Annotated in this window: 9 protein-coding genes, 3 rRNA genes and 1 pseudogene; 7 read left to right on the top strand and 6 right to left on the bottom strand. The window is 59.0% G+C overall.

Annotation, left to right across the window (positions count from 1 at the left end; all coding sequences use genetic code 11):
• Positions 1-5,628 (top strand): annotated as a pseudogene (locus tag AO240_RS22520) (LapA family giant adhesin); the annotation flags it as partial.
• A gap of 152 nt (positions 5,629-5,780) precedes the next feature.
• The gene (locus tag AO240_RS22515; RefSeq protein ID WP_099239362.1) at positions 5,781-6,119 is read left to right on the top strand and encodes a tryptophan synthase subunit beta; all 339 of its coding nucleotides are present in this window, start codon (positions 5,781-5,783) and stop codon (positions 6,117-6,119) included.
• Positions 6,120-6,314: 195 nt separating this feature from the next.
• Here AO240_RS22515 and lapD read toward each other — a convergent pair whose 3' ends face one another.
• Both lapD and lapG read right to left on the bottom strand, forming a co-directional pair.
• A complete protein-coding gene (lapD, locus tag AO240_RS22510) occupies positions 6,315-8,261 on the bottom strand; it encodes a cyclic di-GMP receptor LapD (protein ID WP_099239360.1) in 1,947 nt (648 codons plus the stop codon).
• Positions 8,262-8,275: 14 nt separating this feature from the next.
• Positions 8,276-8,968 (bottom strand): cysteine protease LapG, encoded by a 693-nt coding sequence (gene lapG / locus AO240_RS22505; protein ID WP_099239358.1) that lies wholly within the window; start codon positions 8,966-8,968, stop codon positions 8,276-8,278.
• A 248-nt stretch (positions 8,969-9,216) separates the two neighbouring features.
• Between lapG and AO240_RS22500 the strand changes: the two genes are divergently transcribed.
• From AO240_RS22500 to AO240_RS22480, 5 genes are all read left to right on the top strand, one after another.
• Positions 9,217-9,927 (top strand): GntR family transcriptional regulator, encoded by a 711-nt coding sequence (locus AO240_RS22500; protein WP_099239355.1) that lies wholly within the window; start codon positions 9,217-9,219, stop codon positions 9,925-9,927.
• Positions 9,928-10,305: 378 nt separating this feature from the next.
• Positions 10,306-11,064: a DUF3050 domain-containing protein gene (locus AO240_RS22495; RefSeq protein WP_099239353.1), complete on the top strand. Its 759-nt coding sequence runs from the start codon at positions 10,306-10,308 to the stop codon at positions 11,062-11,064.
• Positions 11,061-12,008, top strand: coding sequence for a diiron oxygenase (locus tag AO240_RS22490; RefSeq protein ID WP_099239351.1), 948 nt, complete (start codon positions 11,061-11,063; stop codon positions 12,006-12,008). The genes AO240_RS22495 and AO240_RS22490 overlap by 4 nt, the downstream gene beginning before the upstream one ends.
• On the top strand, positions 12,005-15,382 hold the full coding sequence (locus tag AO240_RS22485; RefSeq protein WP_099239349.1) for an amino acid adenylation domain-containing protein: 3,378 nt from the start codon (positions 12,005-12,007) through the stop codon (positions 15,380-15,382). Before AO240_RS22490 ends, AO240_RS22485 begins: the two co-directional genes overlap by 4 nt.
• Positions 15,383-15,400: 18 nt before the next feature.
• Positions 15,401-15,859, top strand: coding sequence for an SRPBCC family protein (locus AO240_RS22480; protein WP_099239347.1), 459 nt, complete (start codon positions 15,401-15,403; stop codon positions 15,857-15,859).
• 39 nt (positions 15,860-15,898) lie between these two features.
• Here the strand turns inward: AO240_RS22480 and AO240_RS22475 are convergent, their stop codons facing one another.
• The 4 genes from AO240_RS22475 to AO240_RS22460 form a co-directional block, all read right to left on the bottom strand.
• Positions 15,899-17,779 carry a methyl-accepting chemotaxis protein gene (locus tag AO240_RS22475; RefSeq protein WP_099239345.1) on the bottom strand — a complete coding sequence of 627 codons (1,881 nt, stop codon included), beginning with the start codon at positions 17,777-17,779 and terminating at the stop codon, positions 15,899-15,901.
• A 265-nt stretch (positions 17,780-18,044) separates the two neighbouring features.
• Positions 18,045-18,160, bottom strand: a 5S ribosomal RNA gene (gene rrf, locus AO240_RS22470).
• Between the two features lie 109 nt (positions 18,161-18,269).
• Positions 18,270-18,385: ribosomal RNA gene (rrf, locus tag AO240_RS22465) — 5S ribosomal RNA — on the bottom strand.
• Positions 18,386-18,534: 149 nt separating this feature from the next.
• Positions 18,535-18,733: ribosomal RNA gene (locus tag AO240_RS22460) — 23S ribosomal RNA — on the bottom strand; the annotation flags it as partial.

Genomic DNA, 18,733 nt, shown 5'->3' with positions numbered 1-18,733 from the left:
ACCGTGACCGATACACCGGGCACTACCGACACCACCACCGTTACGCTGACCGCGCCAAGCGCAGTCAACGAAGGCGGCCAGATCACCTACACCGCCACCTTGAGCAACAAGGCGGGCAGCGATGTCACGCTGAAATTGGATAACGGCTCGTCCATTATCATCAAGGCAGGCAATACCGTTGGCAGCGTGACCGTCCCGGCGCCAAGCGATGACGTGTTCATCGACAAGAGCACGCAAACCGTCAAGATCACCGACGCTACTGGCGGTAACTTCGAAAAACTCGACGTTGCAGGCAATGGCGCCACCACTACGATCAACGACACCATCGACAAGGTTGATGTGGTTCTGACTGCTACCACCACGGTTGGCGAAGGCGGCAATATCGTTTACACCGCCAGCCTTGTGGATAAAAACGGCGCGCTGGTGAGCAACATCACCAACCCGTTGACGGTGACGTTGGACAACGGCAAAACCATCACCATCGGTGTTAATCAGTCCAGCGGCAGTGTCACCGCCGTGGCGCCGAACGATGTGTACAAAGGCGACCAAACTGTCACCACTGCGATCACTAACGTGACCGGCGGCGCACATTTCGAGAACCTGGTGCCTGGCACCACGCCGGTTAGCACTACCGTGACCGATACACCGGGCACTACGGATCTCACCACTGTCACGCTGACCGCGCCAAGCGCAGTCAACGAAGGCGGCCAGATCACCTACACCGCCACCTTGAGCAACAAGGCGGGCAGCGATGTCACGCTGAAATTGGATAACGGCTCGTCCATTATCATCAAGGCAGGCAATACCGTTGGCAGCGTGACCGTCCCGGCGCCAAGCGATGACGTGTTCATCGACAAGAGCACGCAAACCGTCAAGATCACCGACGCTACTGGCGGTAACTTCGAAAAACTCGACGTTGCAGGCAATGGCGCCACCACTGCGATCAACGACACCATCGACAAGGTTGATGTGGTTCTGACCGCCACTACTACGGTCGGCGAAGGCGGCAACATCGTTTACACCGCCAGCCTTGTGGATAAAAACGGCGCGCTGGTGACTAACATCACCAATCCGCTGACGGTGACGTTGGATAACGGCAAAACCATCACCATCGGCGTCAACCAGTCCAGCGGCAGTGTCACTGCCGTGGCGCCAAACGATGTGTACAAAGGCGACCAAACTGTCACCACTGCGATCACTAACGTGACCGGCGGCGCACATTTCGAGAACCTGGTGCCTGGCACCACGCCGGTTAGCACCACGGTTACCGATACACCGGGCACCACGGATCTCACCACTGTCACGCTGACCGCGCCAAGCGCAGTCAACGAAGGTGGCCAGATCACCTACACCGCCACCTTGAGCAACAAGGCGGGCACCGACATGGTGATCCAGCTGGATAACGGTTCCAGCATCACCATCAAGCAAGGTGCGACCGTGGGTTCGGTAACTGTCGCGGCGCCGGGCGATGATGTGTTCATCGACAAGAGCACCCAGACGGTCAAGATTACCGGCACCAGCGGCGGTAATTTCGAAGGCGTGAGCATTGCCCCGGGCGGTGCGACTACCACCATCAACGACACCATCGACGACGTGACCGTAGCGCTCAAGGCGACCGGTTCGGTGAGTGAAGGCGGCCAGATCGTCTACACCGCATCGCTGGTCGACAAGAACGGCTTGGCAGTGACCAACGTCGGCTCCGACTTGGTGGTGAAGCTGGATAACGGCTCGACCATCACTATCGCCAACGGCAAGTCCAGCAGCACCGCCACCGTTACCGCGCCTAACGACGTGTATGTCGGCGCCAACGATGTCAGCGCCAAGATCACCGGCGTGGTCAGCGGCGGCGACAAGTATGAGCACCTGATCGTGGACGGCAGCGCCGCGGTCACCAAGGTGACGGATGTGGTCAACAACACCACCATCAGCATCACCGGCGACACGTCGGTGACTGAAGGCGGTACGGCGCACTACACCCTGAACCTGAGCAACCCTGCGCAAACCGATGTGAGCGTGACGCTGAAGTACAGCGGCACTGCCACAGATGGTTCGGACTTCACGGGCGTGTACACCGTGAAAATTCCGGCCGGCGCCAGCAGCGTGGCGTTTGACATTCGCACGATTGACGACAAGCTCACCGAGCCTACCGAAAATATCGTCATCAGCATCGACAAGACCACCGGTGGCAACTTCGAGAACCTGGTGATCGGCAACGGCAGCGTCAGCACCAACATCATCGACAACGATGCGCCACCGGTCATCGACCTGGACGCCAACAACTCCAGCGGCGCCAGCGGTGCCGACTACAAGGCGACCTTCACCGAAGGCACCGCAGGCCCGGGCGTGTCGATTGCCGACACCGATATCAAGATCACCGACCCGGACAGCACGATGCTGACCGGCGCAACGGTCACGCTGATCAACGCGCAAGCCGGTGACGCCCTGAACCTGGGCAATAGCGTGAATGGCATTGTCATCAATTCCAACAACCAGGCGGGCACCATTACGCTGACGTTGTCGGGCAGCGCGACGCTGGCTGATTACATGCAGCGCATCCAGAACATCACGTTCACCAACAGCAGCCACGACCCGAGCACCACGCCACGCACCATCACCGTGACCGTGACCGATGGCGGCAACTACTCCAACGTCGCCACCACCACCATCAACGTGGTGGCAATCAACGACGCGCCGGTAGCCACCGGCAGCGCGGTGACCGGCAACGAAGACACGCCGCTGGCGCTGACGTGGGCCAACTTCGGCGTGACCGATGTGGACTCGCCACAAACCAGCCTCGGCGTGAAAATCACCGACCTGCCGGTGGCCGGCAAGCTGCAATACCTGGCGGCGGATGGTACGACCTGGACCAACGTGGCCGCAGGCCAAACCTTTACCAAGGCCCAGATTGACGGCGGCCAATTGCGCTTCATGCCAAGCGCCAACGAGTCCGGCGCCGATGGTTATGGCGGCACCGGCATTGGCAACAAGCAGGCGGATTACGCGCAGTTCAAGTTCCAGCCTACTGATGGCAAAGACCTGGGCAGCAGCGCGACGGTGAAAGTCGACATCACGCCGATCGCCGACGCACCGACCCTGACGGTGGCCGACAACAACGTCAATTCGATCGGCTTGCTCAAGCAAAGCTGGAACAGCGTGGCCGGCATCGGCACCAACGGTAACGGCGCCGCAGCGGCTGACCTGAAAAAAGCCATTGATAACGCCGGCACGCCGAACAGCAGCGCCATCGTGACCAATGTCGAGTCCACCGCTAACGTCAACGCCGGCGCAGGCTCGAAGATCTCCGGCCTGATGTACATGGAAGCCGGCAAGACCTACACCTTCAGCGGCACAGGTGATGACAGCTTGCTGATCAACGTCGGCGGCAAAGACGTGGCCAGCGCACAATGGGGCACCAACAGCGGCAAGTTCAGCGGCTCGATCACCCCGACCGTGAGCGGCTATTACAGCCTCGAGATCTACCACGCCAACCAGTCCGGGCCTGGCAGCTATGACGTCAACGTGTCGATCAATGGCGGCGCGGCTCAAGACCTGAGCACCAGCGGCGTGCCGCTGTATACCGGCATCACGGACCTGGTCAACGCCGGTGTGACCGTGTCCGACCTGCATGGCAGCAATGGCGACGGTTACTACACCGCTTACAAGCTCAACGAAGGCCTGGAAAACGGCAGCGTGAAGCTGTCCAAGGTCAGCACCGCGCTGACCGACACCGACGGCTCGGAAACCCTCAGCGTGAAGATCAGCGGCGTACCGGCAGGCTCGGTGCTCACCGATGCATCCGGGCACACCTTCACCGCGACTAAAGCGGTGGGCGAAGCCAACGTCACCGGCTGGGACCTGAGCACGCTGACCATCAAGCCGCCGACCTATTACAGCGGCCAGTTCAACCTGACCGTCACCTCGACCTCCACCGAAAGTCTCGGCGGTTCGGCCAGCACCACCGCGCAGTTGCCGGTGACGGTGTACCCGGCAACCTACAGCGGCACAACGGGCACCTCGGGCAGCGACACAATCACCGGCACCGATGGCAATGACATCATCGTGGCCGACATTGGCGGCCTGAACGTGGTGCAGGGCAAGAACTACAACATCGCGTTCATGGTGGACAGTTCCGGCAGCATGAGCGCCGACTCGGTTAACGCCGCCAAGGCGTCGCTGACGTCTGTGTTCAATTCGTTGAAAGACAGCCTGGGTTCCAACACGTCGGGTACCGTGAACATCTTCCTGGCGGACTTCGATACCCAGGTGAACAAGTCGATCTCGATCAACCTCAACGACAGCAACGCCTTGAGCTTGCTCAAGGCGGTACTGGACTCGATGGTGTCGGGCGGCGGCACCAACTATGAAGACGTGTTCAAGACCACGGCCAACTTCTTCGAAAGCAGCCTGGCCACCAGCAACACCGGCGCCACCAACCTGACCTACTTCATCACCGACGGCCAGCCGACGTTCTATCAGACCGGCGAGCAAACCAACCCGACGCTGTACAGCAACGTCAAGTTCGACGATGTGGTGACCACCACCAACTACACACCGGGCAACGCGGTCGGCAAGTACTTGGATAACACCCATTACTTCAGCATCGACACCTCGGGTGCGGCCGCGCTGCAGACCTGGAATGGCTATCAGTGGGTCTACAAGAGCCTGGGTACCGTGCATGCCCAAGGTGACGGCACCTTTGAGCTGTCCAACCTGGCGGGCACGGGCAACAGCACCGACTCGGCCACACTGAGCAACGCCAAGAGCGCTTTTGCGTTACTGGGCGGGTTGTCGCAAGTGGAAGCGATCGGCATCAATGGTGACGTCAGCCTCAGCGACCTGAAGCCGTACGACAGCGATGGCAAGCCGCAAACCAACATCGATCCCAAGGATTTGGCCAACGCCATTCTCGGTCACACCGAGGCGACGCTGCCAGGTGCCGACAGCGTAAACGGTGGCGACGGCAACGACATCATCTTCGGCGACCTGGTGAGCTTCAGCGGCGTCACCGGTGAGGGTTACAACGCACTGCAGGCCTTTGTCGCACAGAAAACCGGTGTGGCAGTCTCGGCAGTTACCACCTCGAACGTGCACCAGTACGTCACCGAGCACTACGCGGACTTCGACGTGTCGGGCGCCAAAGACGGCAACGACACGCTGCTCGGCGGCGGCGGCGATGACATTCTGTTTGGCCAGGGCGGCAACGATTACCTGGACGGCGGCAAGGGCAATGACATCCTGCTGGGCGGCACCGGTAACGACACGTTGATCGGCGGCGCGGGCAACGACATCCTGATCGGCGGTTCGGGTGCCGACACCTTCATTTGGAAAGCCGGTGACGTTGGCAATGACGTGATCAAGGACTTCAAAGCGTCGGAAGGTGACCGCATCGATCTCAAGGATCTGTTGAAGGGTGAAACGGACAGCACCATCGACAACTACCTGAAAATCACCACGGTAGAGGGCGTGTCGACGCTGCAAGTGAGCAGCGAAGGCAAGCTCAACGCCGCTGGCGGCCTGGCCAATGCCGATGTGACGATCAAGCTGGAAGGCAACGATTGGTCCCACACCAGCATCAACTCGCTGATCAGTGGCGCCGACCCGACCATCAAGATAGACCACACCGCCTAAGACGCGATTAACCGGCCGCCCCCAAGGGCGGCCGATTTAGTTGGGCAACAGGTTGCTGGCCCAGACGCCGCGTTGCATCGCATACTCGCGCGCATAAACGCGCCTTTGACCTATGCTGGTGAACGCGTGTGGTTTATTTTCGAGGGGTTCTTATGTTTTACGTGCAACGTGATGCGCAGGGCGCGCTGAGCCGCGTGGAGGCAGCCGCCTTTACCGAGTCAACCGAAACCCTGCCGGCCGATCACCATGAGATTCAGGCCTGGTACACTAACGAAGTGGTGGAAACCAGCCTGGCACAGCTTAAGCAGAGTGACCTGGAGATGATCCGGGTACTCGACGACTTGATCCAGGTACTGACCCGTAAAGGGGTGATCAGCGTGACTGACTTGCCGCCTGCAGCCCAGGCCAAGTTGATGGACCGTAACCACGCGCGGGAAGCGTTGGGCGGGTTGAGCCACTTGATCAACGATGAAGAGACCGGGTTGATCTGACTTCATGTAAGCGCTGACCAGCCTGCGGGCTGTTGTGGCGAGCGGGCTTGCTCGCGTTGGGCTGCGAAGCAGCCCTTGTACTGACGCATGCAGTCCTTCAGACACTCCTCAGCGCCTGTTTTTGCGGCTGCTACGCAGCCCAACGCGAGCAAGCCCGCTCGCCACAGGGGGTTTGTCTTTACTGACGGAGCGCAGTTATTTCCACGGCGCAGGTTCACCGAACAGTTGGCCCTGCACGCCAAAAATGCCCATCTCGCGAATCACTTTCAGCTCACCTTCGGTCTCCACTCGCTCGGCGATCAGTGGCAAGTCGATGCTGTGGGCCGCGCGCTGGATCGCCTCGATAAACAGGCGCTTGTCGCTTTCCTGATCGATGGCGCGGATGTAACTGCCGTCGATCTTCAGGTAAGCGAGGCCCAGGCGCGCCAAGTTGCCGATCATGCTGAATCGCCCGCCAAAACGCTGCAGGCTGAGGGAAAAACCCAGCTCGCGCAGGCGTTGGGTCAATTGCTCCAACAAGGCCTGCTCCGGCAATTGCTCCTCGCCGATTTCCAGGGTCAGGCGTGCGCCGAGGTTGCTGTGCTGGCGCAGCAGTTCAAAAATCCAATTCAGCGCCTGCTCATCCTGCAGGGTCGCGGCCGACAGGTTCAACGCCAGGCTATGGTTGTGGCCAGCCATCTGCTTGAGCACCTGCTCAAGCATCATGCGGTCCAGGCGTGCCATCCAGCCGAAACGTTCAAGCCACGGCAGGAAACGCCCGGCAGGCAGGGTGTGGCCGTCCTGATCCTGCAGGCGCGACAGCACCTTATAGTGCAAGACCAACTGCGGGTCCTGGCTGGCAACCACTGGCTGGAAGTGCAGCTGGAAACGCTGTTGGGTCAGCGCCTGGTCCAGCAGCGTGTGCCAGGCATGGTGATCGTCGCCGACGCTGGCGGCGGCGCTGCGGTCGAGGCACACCCAACTGGTATCGCCCTGCGCCTCAGCCTGGGCCAGGGCTTGGTCAGCCAGGGTCAACAGCGCTTGAGGTGAGTCGCCATGGCTAAACGGCGCCAGGCCGATGTAAGCGACCGGCGTAACATCACTGGCGCCGGTGGCTTGCAGGCTGAGCAAGGTACTGTCGAGGTTTTGCGCCAATTGCAGCGCTTCTTCACGCATCAGCCCCGGCGCCAGTACTGCGAACTCACCGCCGCGGATACGGGTGACGAGGTTGTGGGTTTCGGGGTAAGGCTCGCACTGGCGCAGCAGTTGGTTGCCGACCGCTTGCAGCAATTGGTCGGTGCGCTGGCCGCCGAGCCGCTGGTTGAGGCCGGCCAGGTCCTTGACCCGCAAGACCAGCAGGTACCCGGAGTTGGTCTCTTCCGGGTTACTGACGCGCGCGTTCAGCTGCATCTCGAAATAACGCCGGTTGGCGAGGCCGGTGAGGTTGTCCTGATAGGATTCGGTGCGCAGTTTTTCGCTGCGCTCCGCCTGTTCCTGAAACAGCGCCTTGAGCTTTTCGACCATCTGGTTCATGGCCTGCACCACGCGCCGCAGCTCCGGCGTGCGCGGCAGATCGGGCACGGTGAGAAACTCGCGGCGTGCGATGGCGTGGGACTGCTTGACCATATAGTCCAACGGCTTCAACTGCCGACGCAGCAACAACGCGCCAAGCACCGCACTCACCGCACCGCACAGCAGCAACCAGCCGAGGCTGCCCAAGGCGCTTTGCCAAATTTTTGCCAACGCGAACATCGGGTGGCTGACCACCTCAACTCTGGCCGCCTGCTCCCAGCCGCGGTTGACCAGCGCGTCACCACCGGCAGGCTCCAGACCGATTAATTTCACGAACCAGTTGGGCACGCCGTTGTTGTCAGGGATACCGCTGCGCTCGACAATGGTTTTGTCAGTAGCCAGGTCGACCACGCGGATGCTAGCGTAATACCCACTGTCGAAGATCGAGCTGACCAGCAACTCCACCATGGCCGGGTCGTCGATATTGGGCGTCAGCGACAGCGCCAGCGCCGTCGCGCCGTCCTGTGCATGTGAGCGCAGCTGGTTGACGTATTGGGTGCGAGAGCTTTCCAGGCTGACCATGAAGCTGCCGCTGAAGGCGACCACCAGGAACAGGCAGATAGCGATCAATAGTTGTTTGAACAGAGACATCCGATCAGTTACTCCTAGTTGGCAGGCTCGGCTGGAAAGCCTTCCGCACGCATTTTTCTGAGTACATCCTGCCAGCGCGACAAGCGTTTGGTATCACCGACTTTTTGATTGCCCTTGGCGCCTGGCAGGTACAAACCCTCGGCATTGAATGAGTACACCGGCACCAGGTCGGCACGCCGGGTGGCTGGCAGTATCTCGTCCATCAGGCTGTCGAGCACCAGCGGGATGGCGTCGGGGGTTGCATAATAGGTCAGCACCATATGAGCGCGATTTTGACGCAAGGCCTTAACGTAAGTAATGCGCAATTTGTCGCTGGAAACGCCCAGGTGCCGCAGGCTGAAATACTTGGCGATGGCGTAGTCTTCACAATCGCCGGCACCTTTCCACAAGGCTTCGATGGGCGTTTCCCAATAGTCGACCACGTGCCAGAGGTCGATGTCTTCCACGTACGTCATGTGCTTATTGAAGAACAGGTTGACCACCTTGAGCTGCTCCTGCTCGTCGACCTGTTTCTGGGTCGCCAGCAACCGCTGCCAGGCATCGATACGCTGTTGGCCCTCCCCCAACGGCCCGTACAACGCGGTGGCCTTGCGGCTGATTTGAGAGAAATCCCAATCGGCATGCAGCCCGCCGAGCATCAAGCCAGCCAAAAAAATCGCTGAAAACAGCCAGCTAACGATTCGAGAGGGAATAAAACTTACCGCCAAAGTGTTCAGTCCGTGGAAAGAGACGGAATTTCAAAGGATGGTGAAGCTTCAACCCGAAAAAAACAATGGCACGATGCAATCATTGATTAATAGGCCGAGTTTATAACCACCCCTTGTGGGATGCACAAAGTACAGCGTGTAAGCCCTTACAAACGGACACTTTGGTTGTTTGACAAGCGCGTGAACCCTCTCTAGGGTGCATTGGATCCAATAAACAGACTCCACTAAGCCAGGAGGATAGCGTAACCGTGACGCAGAAGCCGAACCCTTTAAGCAGCATCAAAATCAGCGGGCCTATTCCCGCTCATCTGGCGCGCGCCGTGATTGAAGAAACCTTGCGCGATGCCATTCTCGATGGGCGATTGCCCTGTGGAACCGCTATGCGCCAGCAAGAACTGGCCAGCCTGTTCGGCGTCAGCCGCATGCCTGTGCGTGAAGCCCTGCGCCAGTTGGAAGCCCAATCGCTGCTGCACGTAGTCACCCACAAGGGCGCCGTGGTCGCACCGCTGATCGAAGACAACTCGGCAGAGACCTATGCCCTGCGCATGCTGCTGGAATCCGAGGCGCTGCGCCTGTCGATTCCATTACTCACCGACGCCGACATTGTTGAGGCTGATGCCTGCATCAATGCACTGGAACGCGAGAAAGACTACGCCGAGATTGGTCGTCTCAACCGCCTGTTCCACATGGTGTTGTATGGCAAGGCGCCTAACCAGCGCCTGCTCAAATTGGTTGAACACGGTTTGAATGAGGAGGAACGTTTTCTACGCTTCAACCTTGAGGCGATGGGCCTGGGCGAGACGTCGCAGGAAGATCACCGTGAACTGCTGAGCCTGGTAGCGCAGAAGAAAGTCGACGAAAGTATCCTGACGTTGCGCAATCACCTGATGCGCGGGATGGAGGTGATCACCCTTTACCTCAAGGGTCTTGAAACCGACGAAAACAAAAGCGCGCAGTAAGGTTTACGCAGCAGCTTGCGGACCGTGAAACAGCGCGGGGCTTTTTCCATTCTGGGAATGGCCCTGGGGCAGTACGCCAAGAACAACGTCTATTGTTTTAACTATTCGTACTCATGCCGAAGAAAATTCTCACTGTTAACCCGGTGACTTGCTGACGCCCAGCGCTTTTCCGAAAGAATATCTAATACTTTCATAAGTTCATCCAAACGTTTAATCAGATTATTATCTTTATCCAGTAAAAACACTTTGTTCGACAGCGTAAAGCGCTGTCCGACCAGCCCCGCGCACATGACGCGGCCAACTGCAACTTATTTAAAAAACCTTGCACAATCCTTCCACTGTTTTCAGAGCAGTTGCAGCAACTTATAGGCGTCAACCATGTATCAACACGTACTTGAACAAAAAAAACTGCAGGTGTGCAGTCATCCGTTATTTAAAGAAATAACTTCACTTAATAAGTTACAACTTTTCATGGAGCACCATGTATTTGCTGTTTGGGACTTCATGACACTGACCAAACGCCTGCAGCAGGACCTGACCTGCACACAATTACCCTGGCTGCCGCCCACTGACCCGCACGCCGCGCGCCTCATCAATGAAATCGTGCTCAGTGAAGAGTCAGACCAACACCCCACGCGCGGCCATTGCAGCCACCTCGAACTGTACCTGGAAGCGATGGCCGAGGTCGGTGCTGACACCACCCGCTTGCGGCGCTTCATTGAACTGCAACGCCAAGGGGTTCAGGCACGTGCGGCCTTGCAGATGATTGACCTGCCGCCGGGCGTTGCCCGCTTTGTCGACAGCACGCTGCAGATCGCCTTGAACGCGCCCATCCACTGCGTGGCGGCAGCGTTCCTGCACGGTCGCGAAAGCGTCATTCCGTCAATGTTTGAACGCATTCTGCACAGCGATGCTTTCATCGCTAGCCAGGCGCCAACCCTGCGTCATTACCTCAGCCGTCACATCGAGCTGGACTCTCAAGGCCATTCGCCAGCGGCGGAGCAGTTACTGCAGCGCCTGATCGGCGCAGACCCTTGCCGCCAACGCCAGGCGGATGACATCGCCCTCAGCGCCTTGCAAAGCCGCCTCAGCTTCTGGGACGACGTGTGCGCCTCGCTGCAAGTGGCGCAACCATGAACGCCGCCGACTACCGCTCCTTTGCCGAAGACTGGGAACGCCGCGCAACCATCCGCACACGCCCAAGGCGTTTGCTCGAAAACGACGATAGATTGATCTATCCGCTGTGCCGTCAGCCCTTGGTGCTGAGCGCGACCTTTGTGGAACATTGCCCGCAGTGGCGCGACTTTGTGCTGGTGCAAAGTTTCTACAAATTTCTGAATGACGTGGTGATCTTCGAAACCGAGATCGTCGACAAGACCGCTCGCAGCATTGCCAAGAACCGCTTCTCGCAGCCCTTCCCCCTCGCCTGTCGCTACGATGCAATGACGGTGGTCGTGGACGAGGATTACCACGCGCTGGTCGCGCTGGACTTTTTGCAACAGACCGTAGAAATGACCGGCATACCGCCGCTCGAACTGCCCGGGCAAATCGAACTGAGCCGCGCCCTGCCCGCAGCGCAGGCGCTGGCACCGCCACACCTGCGCGACGCGGTGGAGCTGATAGGCGTGGCCATCGCCGAAAACAGCGTGACCCATGACGTCGCGGCATTTTCCAAGGACGACAGCGTCAAGTCATCGGTCCGTGGCTTGATGGCCGACCACTTGTTTGATGAAGGTCGCCATGCACAGTTCTGGACGCACCTGGTGCGTATCTACTGGCATGCAGCTAGCCCGGCAGACCGCGACAGCATCGCTGAAACCCTGCCGATTTTTCTGGCGCATTACTTGACCAACGAGCTGCAAAAACGCTTCGATCTGCAACTGATCGACCACCTGGACGTCAGCGCCAATGTTCGCCGTGCATTAAGGGACGATGTCGCGGCGCTGGACTTTCCTATCACGCGCCAGCACCCACTGCTGGTTAACATCATGAGTTTTTTGCACCACAGCGGCGTATTGCAAACCCCGAGTGTCGCCCAGGCGCTGCGCGACTACCTGCCTGACTCGCGGAGGCCGGCATGAGGCGCTTGACGATCGGGTGGAGCGGCACCAGCCACGCCTTGGCGGCCGTTCGGCATAGGCTCGAACAATACGGGCATATCAGCGCAAGCGAAGCCCTCGACGTGTTGCTTGACGACGGCTGCCCGCCGCCGCTCCCGCGCGCTGCGAACACCCAACGGCTTAGCCTGCGCCTGGGCATTGGCCCCGTGTCGGCATGCGGGCTTCCGGCGCTGCAGTTGCGCTGCTATGACCACGACCAACGCGTATTGGCGGTGCACGACATCAGCGAGGAACCCAGCGGCAATGGTCAGCGACTGCGCCAACACGCCAGCAACGCGCTGGTGGAATGGGTTGCCTTGCTGGTCAGCGGCTTCTCGATGAACCCGGCATTTTTCGCTGCACGCACCACGGCTAACGCATGGCCCGAGCAGGGTTTGCAGGGGCTGGACGCCTTGGCGTTTTTGCACCGATTCAATCGCACTGCGCAGCCGGCACTGTTAGAGGCTGCGCATGTGAGCATGATCGAACGATTACAGGCCAGCCTGCATGCCTTCGCGCAACGACCGGCGCTGAACATCGCAGGAAGCGTGCTGACGTATCGGCAATTGCACGTTCAAGCCCTGTCGATTCAACAACGTCTGGCGCCCCTGCTTGCAGGTATCGAGACACCCGCGGTGGTGGGTGTATGCCTGGAAAAGTCCGCCGGGTTATACGCCAGCATTCTCGCGATACTGGGTTGCGGCGCGGTGTACCTGCCACTGGCACCGGACCACCCGCCACAACGTCAGCGCGCGATGCTGCAAAGCACCGGGGCCGCCGTATTGCTGGACGATGGCCGGCACCCTTTGCGCGACCATTTCGTTACCCTGAATGTCGGCACCGTCGACCCGGCCCAAGCGGACACCACACAACCACTGATGCTTCAGCAACCCGGCGTCGAAGCGCCCTGCATGGTGCTGTTTACCTCGGGCACCACTGGCCAACCTAAAGCTGTGCTGCTCAGCCAATACAATCTTGCGCACTGCACCGCTTGGCTCGGCACCTGTATGGCGCTGGATGAACAGAGCCGAGTGCTGCAGTTTTCTACGCTGAGCTTCGACTCATCGCTGATCGATATTTTCCCGGCCCTGATCGCTGGCGCCGAGTTGATTGTGCCCAGCGAAGAGCAGCGCCGCGACCCTCAGCAACTGGTCGAACTGATCCGCCAACAGCGCATCAGCCACGCGTTTCTGCCGCCGGCGCTGCTCAGCATTCTGCCGCTGGATCAGCCATTGGGCCTGGCCCATCTGCTAACCGGCGGGGATGCCTGCGAGCCGTATGTGATCGAACAATTGGCGGGCCAGTGCCAACTGCACAATCTTTACGGCCCTACCGAGGCTACGGTGTTGGTGACCCACCGGGCATTCCAGCGCGGTGACAGCAATCGCAACGTGGGGCGCCCGATTGCCAACAGCCAGGTGCTGATCCTCGACGACACCCTGCAACCGGTGGATGAACAGGTGATGGGCGATCTCTACATCGTCGGCCCCGGCGTAAGCCTTGGGTATATGAACGAGCCGCAGCAGGCCGACAGTCCGTTTGTTGAGCTGACACTGCCGAACGGCCAGCCGCTGAGGGCTTACCGCAGCGGTGACCTGGCAAAATGGACCCAAGACGGTATCGAGCTGGGCGGCCGACGAGATGATCAGGTGAAGATCCGTGGCTTCCGGGTGGAGCCCCAGGAGATCGAACAATGCCTGCGCAGTAGTCGCTTATTTCGCCAAGTGGCCGTGGTGATTGCACCTGATCGCAGGATTCTCGGCTTTGTCGCACAGCCCGAAACAGGCGCCACGCTGGCGGAGCTGAAACGATACGCACTGGCGCGCCTGCCGTCTTACATGCAGCCTGAGGTATGGACTGAGTTGCCAGCGATGCCGCGCACCCGACACGGCAAGATAGACCGCCAAGCGTTGCTGGCGACGCCGCTGCGCGCGACTCCCCGCCACGGCCGCAGCCTTGCGCAAACGCCACTGCAAACGCAGCTCGTGGCGCTGTGGGGCGAGTTGCTGGGGTTAAGTGGCGGTGATATTTCCATTGATGAAAGCTTTTTCAGCCTGGGCGGGCATTCCATCCTGCTGTCGACCCTGCTGCTGCGCCTGCGCGAAGCGTTTGGCCGCAGCCTCTCTTTGAGTCGATTCTTTGAAGCGCCGACGATTCGTACGCTCGCCGTGCTGATGGAAGACGGTGCACTCAGCAATCTTCCGTCACGCCAGGTGCAGAAAGATGCGTCACAAGCACTGAATATAGACGTGCTGCACGAGGCCCGTGCAGGCGATCCGCGCAAGGTGATCGTCACCGGCGCCAACAGCTTTGTCGGCGTGCACCTGGTCGAAGCATTGTTAGTGGGCGGCGCGCAGCAGGTGACATGCCTGGTGCGTGAACGGCCGGGGCACTCGGCGGCGGCGCGGTTTACCCAGGCGCTGCGCGAGTATCGCCTGGAACACCTCGACCTGAGCCGCGTGCAGGTGTACGCCGCCGATATGAGCCGGCCTCGGTTGGGCCTGGCCAGCGAGGTGTACGACCGGCTCGCCCGCAGCCATGGCGTGTTGGTGCACAACGCCGCGTGGGTCAATCACGTGATGGACTACGCCTCACTCGCCAAGGACAACGTCGAACCGGTGCTGGAGTGCCTGCGCCTGTGTGAAACCCATTGCAAAAAAGTCTTCAATTTCATCTCGACGCTGTCGGCCTGCAGCAGTATCGATGAGCAGGGCAACATTCTCGAAACACCGGCCGTGGCCACGTTGCCGCTCTATCTGAAGAATGGCTACAACCTGTCCAAATGGGTCGCCGAGCGGCTGTTGGGGCGTGCGCTAGAGCAAGGTGCGTGGGTGAATATCTATCGCCCCGGCAACATCGCTTTTAATAGCCGCAGCGGCGTCTGCCAGCCGCAAAACAATCGCCTGATGCTGATGCTCAAGGGTTCATTGCAGCTAGGCCTGGCGCCTAACCTGGAGGTGAACTTCGACCTGATGCCGGTGGACTTTTTTGCGCGTTTTGTCGGCTTCCACTGCGGCCAATTTGCTGCCGCGCGAAACCTGTTCAACCTGCACAACCCGCAGCCTTTGAGTTGGGCTCATTACCTTGACGCATTCAGCCAGGCGGGCCACCGCTTCGAACGGGTAAGCGTTGCAGATTGGCAACAGGCGCTGCGCACGGTGGGTCGCGATAACGCGCTGTTTGGCGTGCTGGGTTTCTACCTGGATGACCTTGCAGAAGACATCAGCGATATCTCGATGATTTGTCACGACAACGCGCGCCGGGGTGTGCAAGCCATGGGCGAGCACTACCCGCAAAAGGACGCGGCGTTATTGCGCAAGGGCTGCGACCACCTCAAGGCCATCGGCTTTATCTGACCGCTTCAGGACACTTTTATGAACGTGCTGCAACCCGATACATTAATCCGCAACCCTGTGGGCAAGCCGCTGGTGGCGTCTGTTGACGTCGCGTGCGAGGCCGCGCGCCTGTGGGCTGTGGTCGGCAACTTTGCAGGCTTCGATGCCTTCATTCCGGCGCTGTCGCACATTGAAATGACAGGCCACGGTGTAGGCGCATTACGCACGAAGTTTTTCCACGATGGCCATCGCGTGGTAGAGCAACTCAACAGCCGGGACGACGATGCCATGTGCATGACCTGGAGCACGCTATACAACACGTTGGGGGTCGCCCACTTGTGGGCGGCAATGCGCGTGGAAGCGCTAGGCACGGGAGGCGCCAGGGCGACCTGGACGCTGATTGGCGAGCCGCTTGATATGACACAAGCGGCGTTTGAACAGTTTGTGCAGGCCTTCGCCGATAGCGCATTGGGGAATGTGCGCCGGTTGCTCAGTTAGGCAACAGGCGCGAGCAGCCTCGCGCCTGCACAAACAGGGTCAGATCTTGAAGCTGTCGACCAACTGCTTCAATCGGCTGGCCTGCTGGGACAGCGCATCGCAGTCCTTGAGGGTTTCGTTGAGGTTGGTCACACCCTGCTGGTTAAGCAGGTTGATCTGGTTGATATCGACGTTGAGGGTTTCAACCACCGCGGTCTGCTCCTCGGTGGCGGCGGCGACCGATTGGTTCATGCCATCAATCTCGACGATTCGCTGCGTCACGCTGACCAGGCGCTCACCGGCCTGGTTGGCCACTTCAACGCTTTCTTCGCTGGAGACCTGGCTGGCGTTCATGGTGGTTACCGCTTCACGCGAACCGACTTGCAGTGAAGTGATCATCTTATGGATCTCTTCGGCGGACTCCTGCGTACGGTGAGCCAGGTTACGCACCTCATCGGCAACCACGGCAAACCCACGACCGGCTTCCCCGGCACGAGCAGCCTCGATCGCGGCATTGAGGGCCAACAAGTTGGTTTGCTGGGAGATGCCTTTGATCACATCAAGGATATGCCCGATGTTGTCGGTGCTGGCGTTCAGCGTTTCGATCTGCGTGCAGGACAGGCTGATTTTTTGCGACAGTTCCGACATCGCCAGGATGGTTTTCTCCACCACTTTGCGCCCATCGTCTGCTTGCTCACTGGCACCACTGGCGTGCTGCGAAGCATCGGCCGCGTTACGCGCGATTTCCTGGGTGGCGGCACCCAGCTCGTTGATCGCCGCAGCCACGCTGTTGGTGCGCGCGCTTTGTTCATCCGAGCCGACGATAGAGGCATTGGATGACGCCATCACGCGTTGGGACAGGTCATGTACCTGGCGCGTCGCCGAAGACACTTCGGAAATCGACGCGTGGATGCGCTCGACGAACTGGTTGAAGGCGCTGCCTACCTCGCCAAACTCATCTTTGCTGGTCACGTTCAGGCGGCGGGTCAAATCGCCCTCGCCCTGGGCAATGTCGCGCATGGCAACGCCCATGGTGGTCAGCGGGCGCAGCAGTACTTGAATCAACAGGCTCAACAGCACGGCGATGGCGACTACCGCGACCAACATCGCGATCAATGCCGAGGTGCGGAACTTGGCCAATGGTGCGTAGGCTTTATCTTTATCGATCGACAGACCGATGAACCAATTTGCACCCGGCAAACCGCTGATAGGCGTGAACGAAAGAATGCGGTCCTGGCCATTGAGGGTAACGTTCTGGCTAACCTTCTCGATACGCAGGCTGGTGCCTGGGTAGATATCCTTGAGGTTTTTCATCACTTGGTTTTCGTCAGGACTGACGATGACCTGGCCATCGGCGCTGACCAGGAAAGCATGACCGATGCCACCGAAGTCTACCGAGTTGATGATCTTCACCAGGGTTTGCAAGCTCAGGTCACCGCCGACCACACCCAGCAACTCGCCATTCTTTTTGACTGGCAGGGCGATGGTTACGATTTGCCCGCCCACTGCTGCCATGTAGGGCGGCGTAAGCATGGTTTTATCGGCAGCTACGGCCTGCTTGTACCAAGGGCGCTGACGTGGGTCGTAGTCGTCGGGCATCTTCGCGTCAGGGCGCTGAGTGAACACACCGTTGGTTTGACCCACATAGGTGAACTGGAAGTTCGAGGTGAGTGCAGGCTGGTCGACCAACCCTGGAAGATCCGCAGCACTGCCCTGGTGAGCAATGTTCTGCGCCAGGTTCTCAAGGACCAGGATGCGCCCGCTGAGCCAGTTCTGCACACTGCTTGCCGTAAGCTCACCCGATTGCTGGATAGACGAATCCAGATTCTGCGTGATGGTACTGCGCTGCAGGTAGTCGTTATAAAGCGTGAATAATGCGAAGGCCAGTACCACGACGCCTGACGCGGCCAACAGAATTTTATGGCTGAACTTGAGATTCATTTCATCGACTTCTTTTGCCAAAGGGGGATGAGCGTGCCGAGTGGAACATTCCATGTAACGGCATAGACGATCTCGATGATCACGCTATTTCGGTGCACGCATGGCTCATAAGGCTTTCGGCCAGCCGAGGATAAATCTTAGAGATTTGTGAGATATGTCTTCATTTTGAGTATGAAGCCGACCAGCGGTAGGGCGTGCTAGTGATCGAGTCCCCTAAACGACAAAACCCCTGTCTGCGTTAGCAGACAGGGGTTTCGGAATTTAATCTTGACGATGACCTACTCTCACATGGGGAAACCCCACACTACCATCGGCGATGCATCGTTTCACTACTGAGTTCGGGATGGGATCAGGTGGTTCCAATGCTCTATGGTCGTCAAGAAATTCGGGTTACCAGAGCGTTGCCTTAGCAACGTGCCAGTGAAATTCATGGACTTCTACATAAACAAAACCCCTGTTTGCGTTAGCAAACAGGGGTTCTGGAATTTAATCTTGACGATGACCTACTCTCACATGGGGAAACCCCACACTACCATCGGCGATGCATCGTTTCACTACTGAGTTCGGGATGGGATCAGGTGGTTCCAATGCTCTATGGTCGTCAAGAAATTCGGGTACTGAGTCGTGGCCTGATGGCCTCGCTTCAGCAAATTGGGTATGTGACAGCTTTCGGTGTTTTGTGAGATCGAACTTTCGGTTCTATCGTCTTCACACACCGCAATCTGGCCTTTCGACGCAAATTGCTTGGGTGTTATATGGTCAAGCCTCACGGGCAATTAGTATTGGTTAGCTCAACGCCTCACAGCGCTTACACACCCAACCTATCAACGTCGTAGTCTTCGACGGCCCTTTAGGGAACTCAAGGTTCCAGTGAGATCTCATCTTGAGGCTAGTTTCCCGCTTAGATGCTTTCAGCGGTTATCTATTCCGAACATAGCTACCCGGCAATGCCAC

The organism is Pseudomonas sp. ICMP 460 (assembly GCF_002723595.1).
Classification (GTDB): Bacteria; Pseudomonadota; Gammaproteobacteria; order Pseudomonadales; family Pseudomonadaceae; genus Aquipseudomonas; species Aquipseudomonas kitaguniensis.
Note: the sequence above shows the minus strand (reverse complement) of the source record. Positions and strands in the feature narration are given on the sequence as shown.

What these genes read in the sequence shown, in the direction of transcription:
- AO240_RS22485 (WP_099239349.1), top strand. Translation starts at nt 12,005, where the DNA reads ATGAGGCGCTTGACGATCGGGTGGAGCGGCACCAGCCACGCCTTGGCG.
- AO240_RS22475 (WP_099239345.1), bottom strand. Translation starts at nt 17,779, where the DNA reads ATGAATCTCAAGTTCAGCCATAAAATTCTGTTGGCCGCGTCAGGCGTC.
- AO240_RS22480 (WP_099239347.1), top strand. Translation starts at nt 15,401, where the DNA reads ATGAACGTGCTGCAACCCGATACATTAATCCGCAACCCTGTGGGCAAG.
- AO240_RS22495 (WP_099239353.1), top strand. Translation starts at nt 10,306, where the DNA reads ATGTATCAACACGTACTTGAACAAAAAAAACTGCAGGTGTGCAGTCAT.
- AO240_RS22490 (WP_099239351.1), top strand. Translation starts at nt 11,061, where the DNA reads ATGAACGCCGCCGACTACCGCTCCTTTGCCGAAGACTGGGAACGCCGC.
- AO240_RS22515 (WP_099239362.1), top strand. Translation starts at nt 5,781, where the DNA reads ATGTTTTACGTGCAACGTGATGCGCAGGGCGCGCTGAGCCGCGTGGAG.
- lapD (WP_099239360.1), bottom strand. Translation starts at nt 8,261, where the DNA reads ATGTCTCTGTTCAAACAACTATTGATCGCTATCTGCCTGTTCCTGGTG.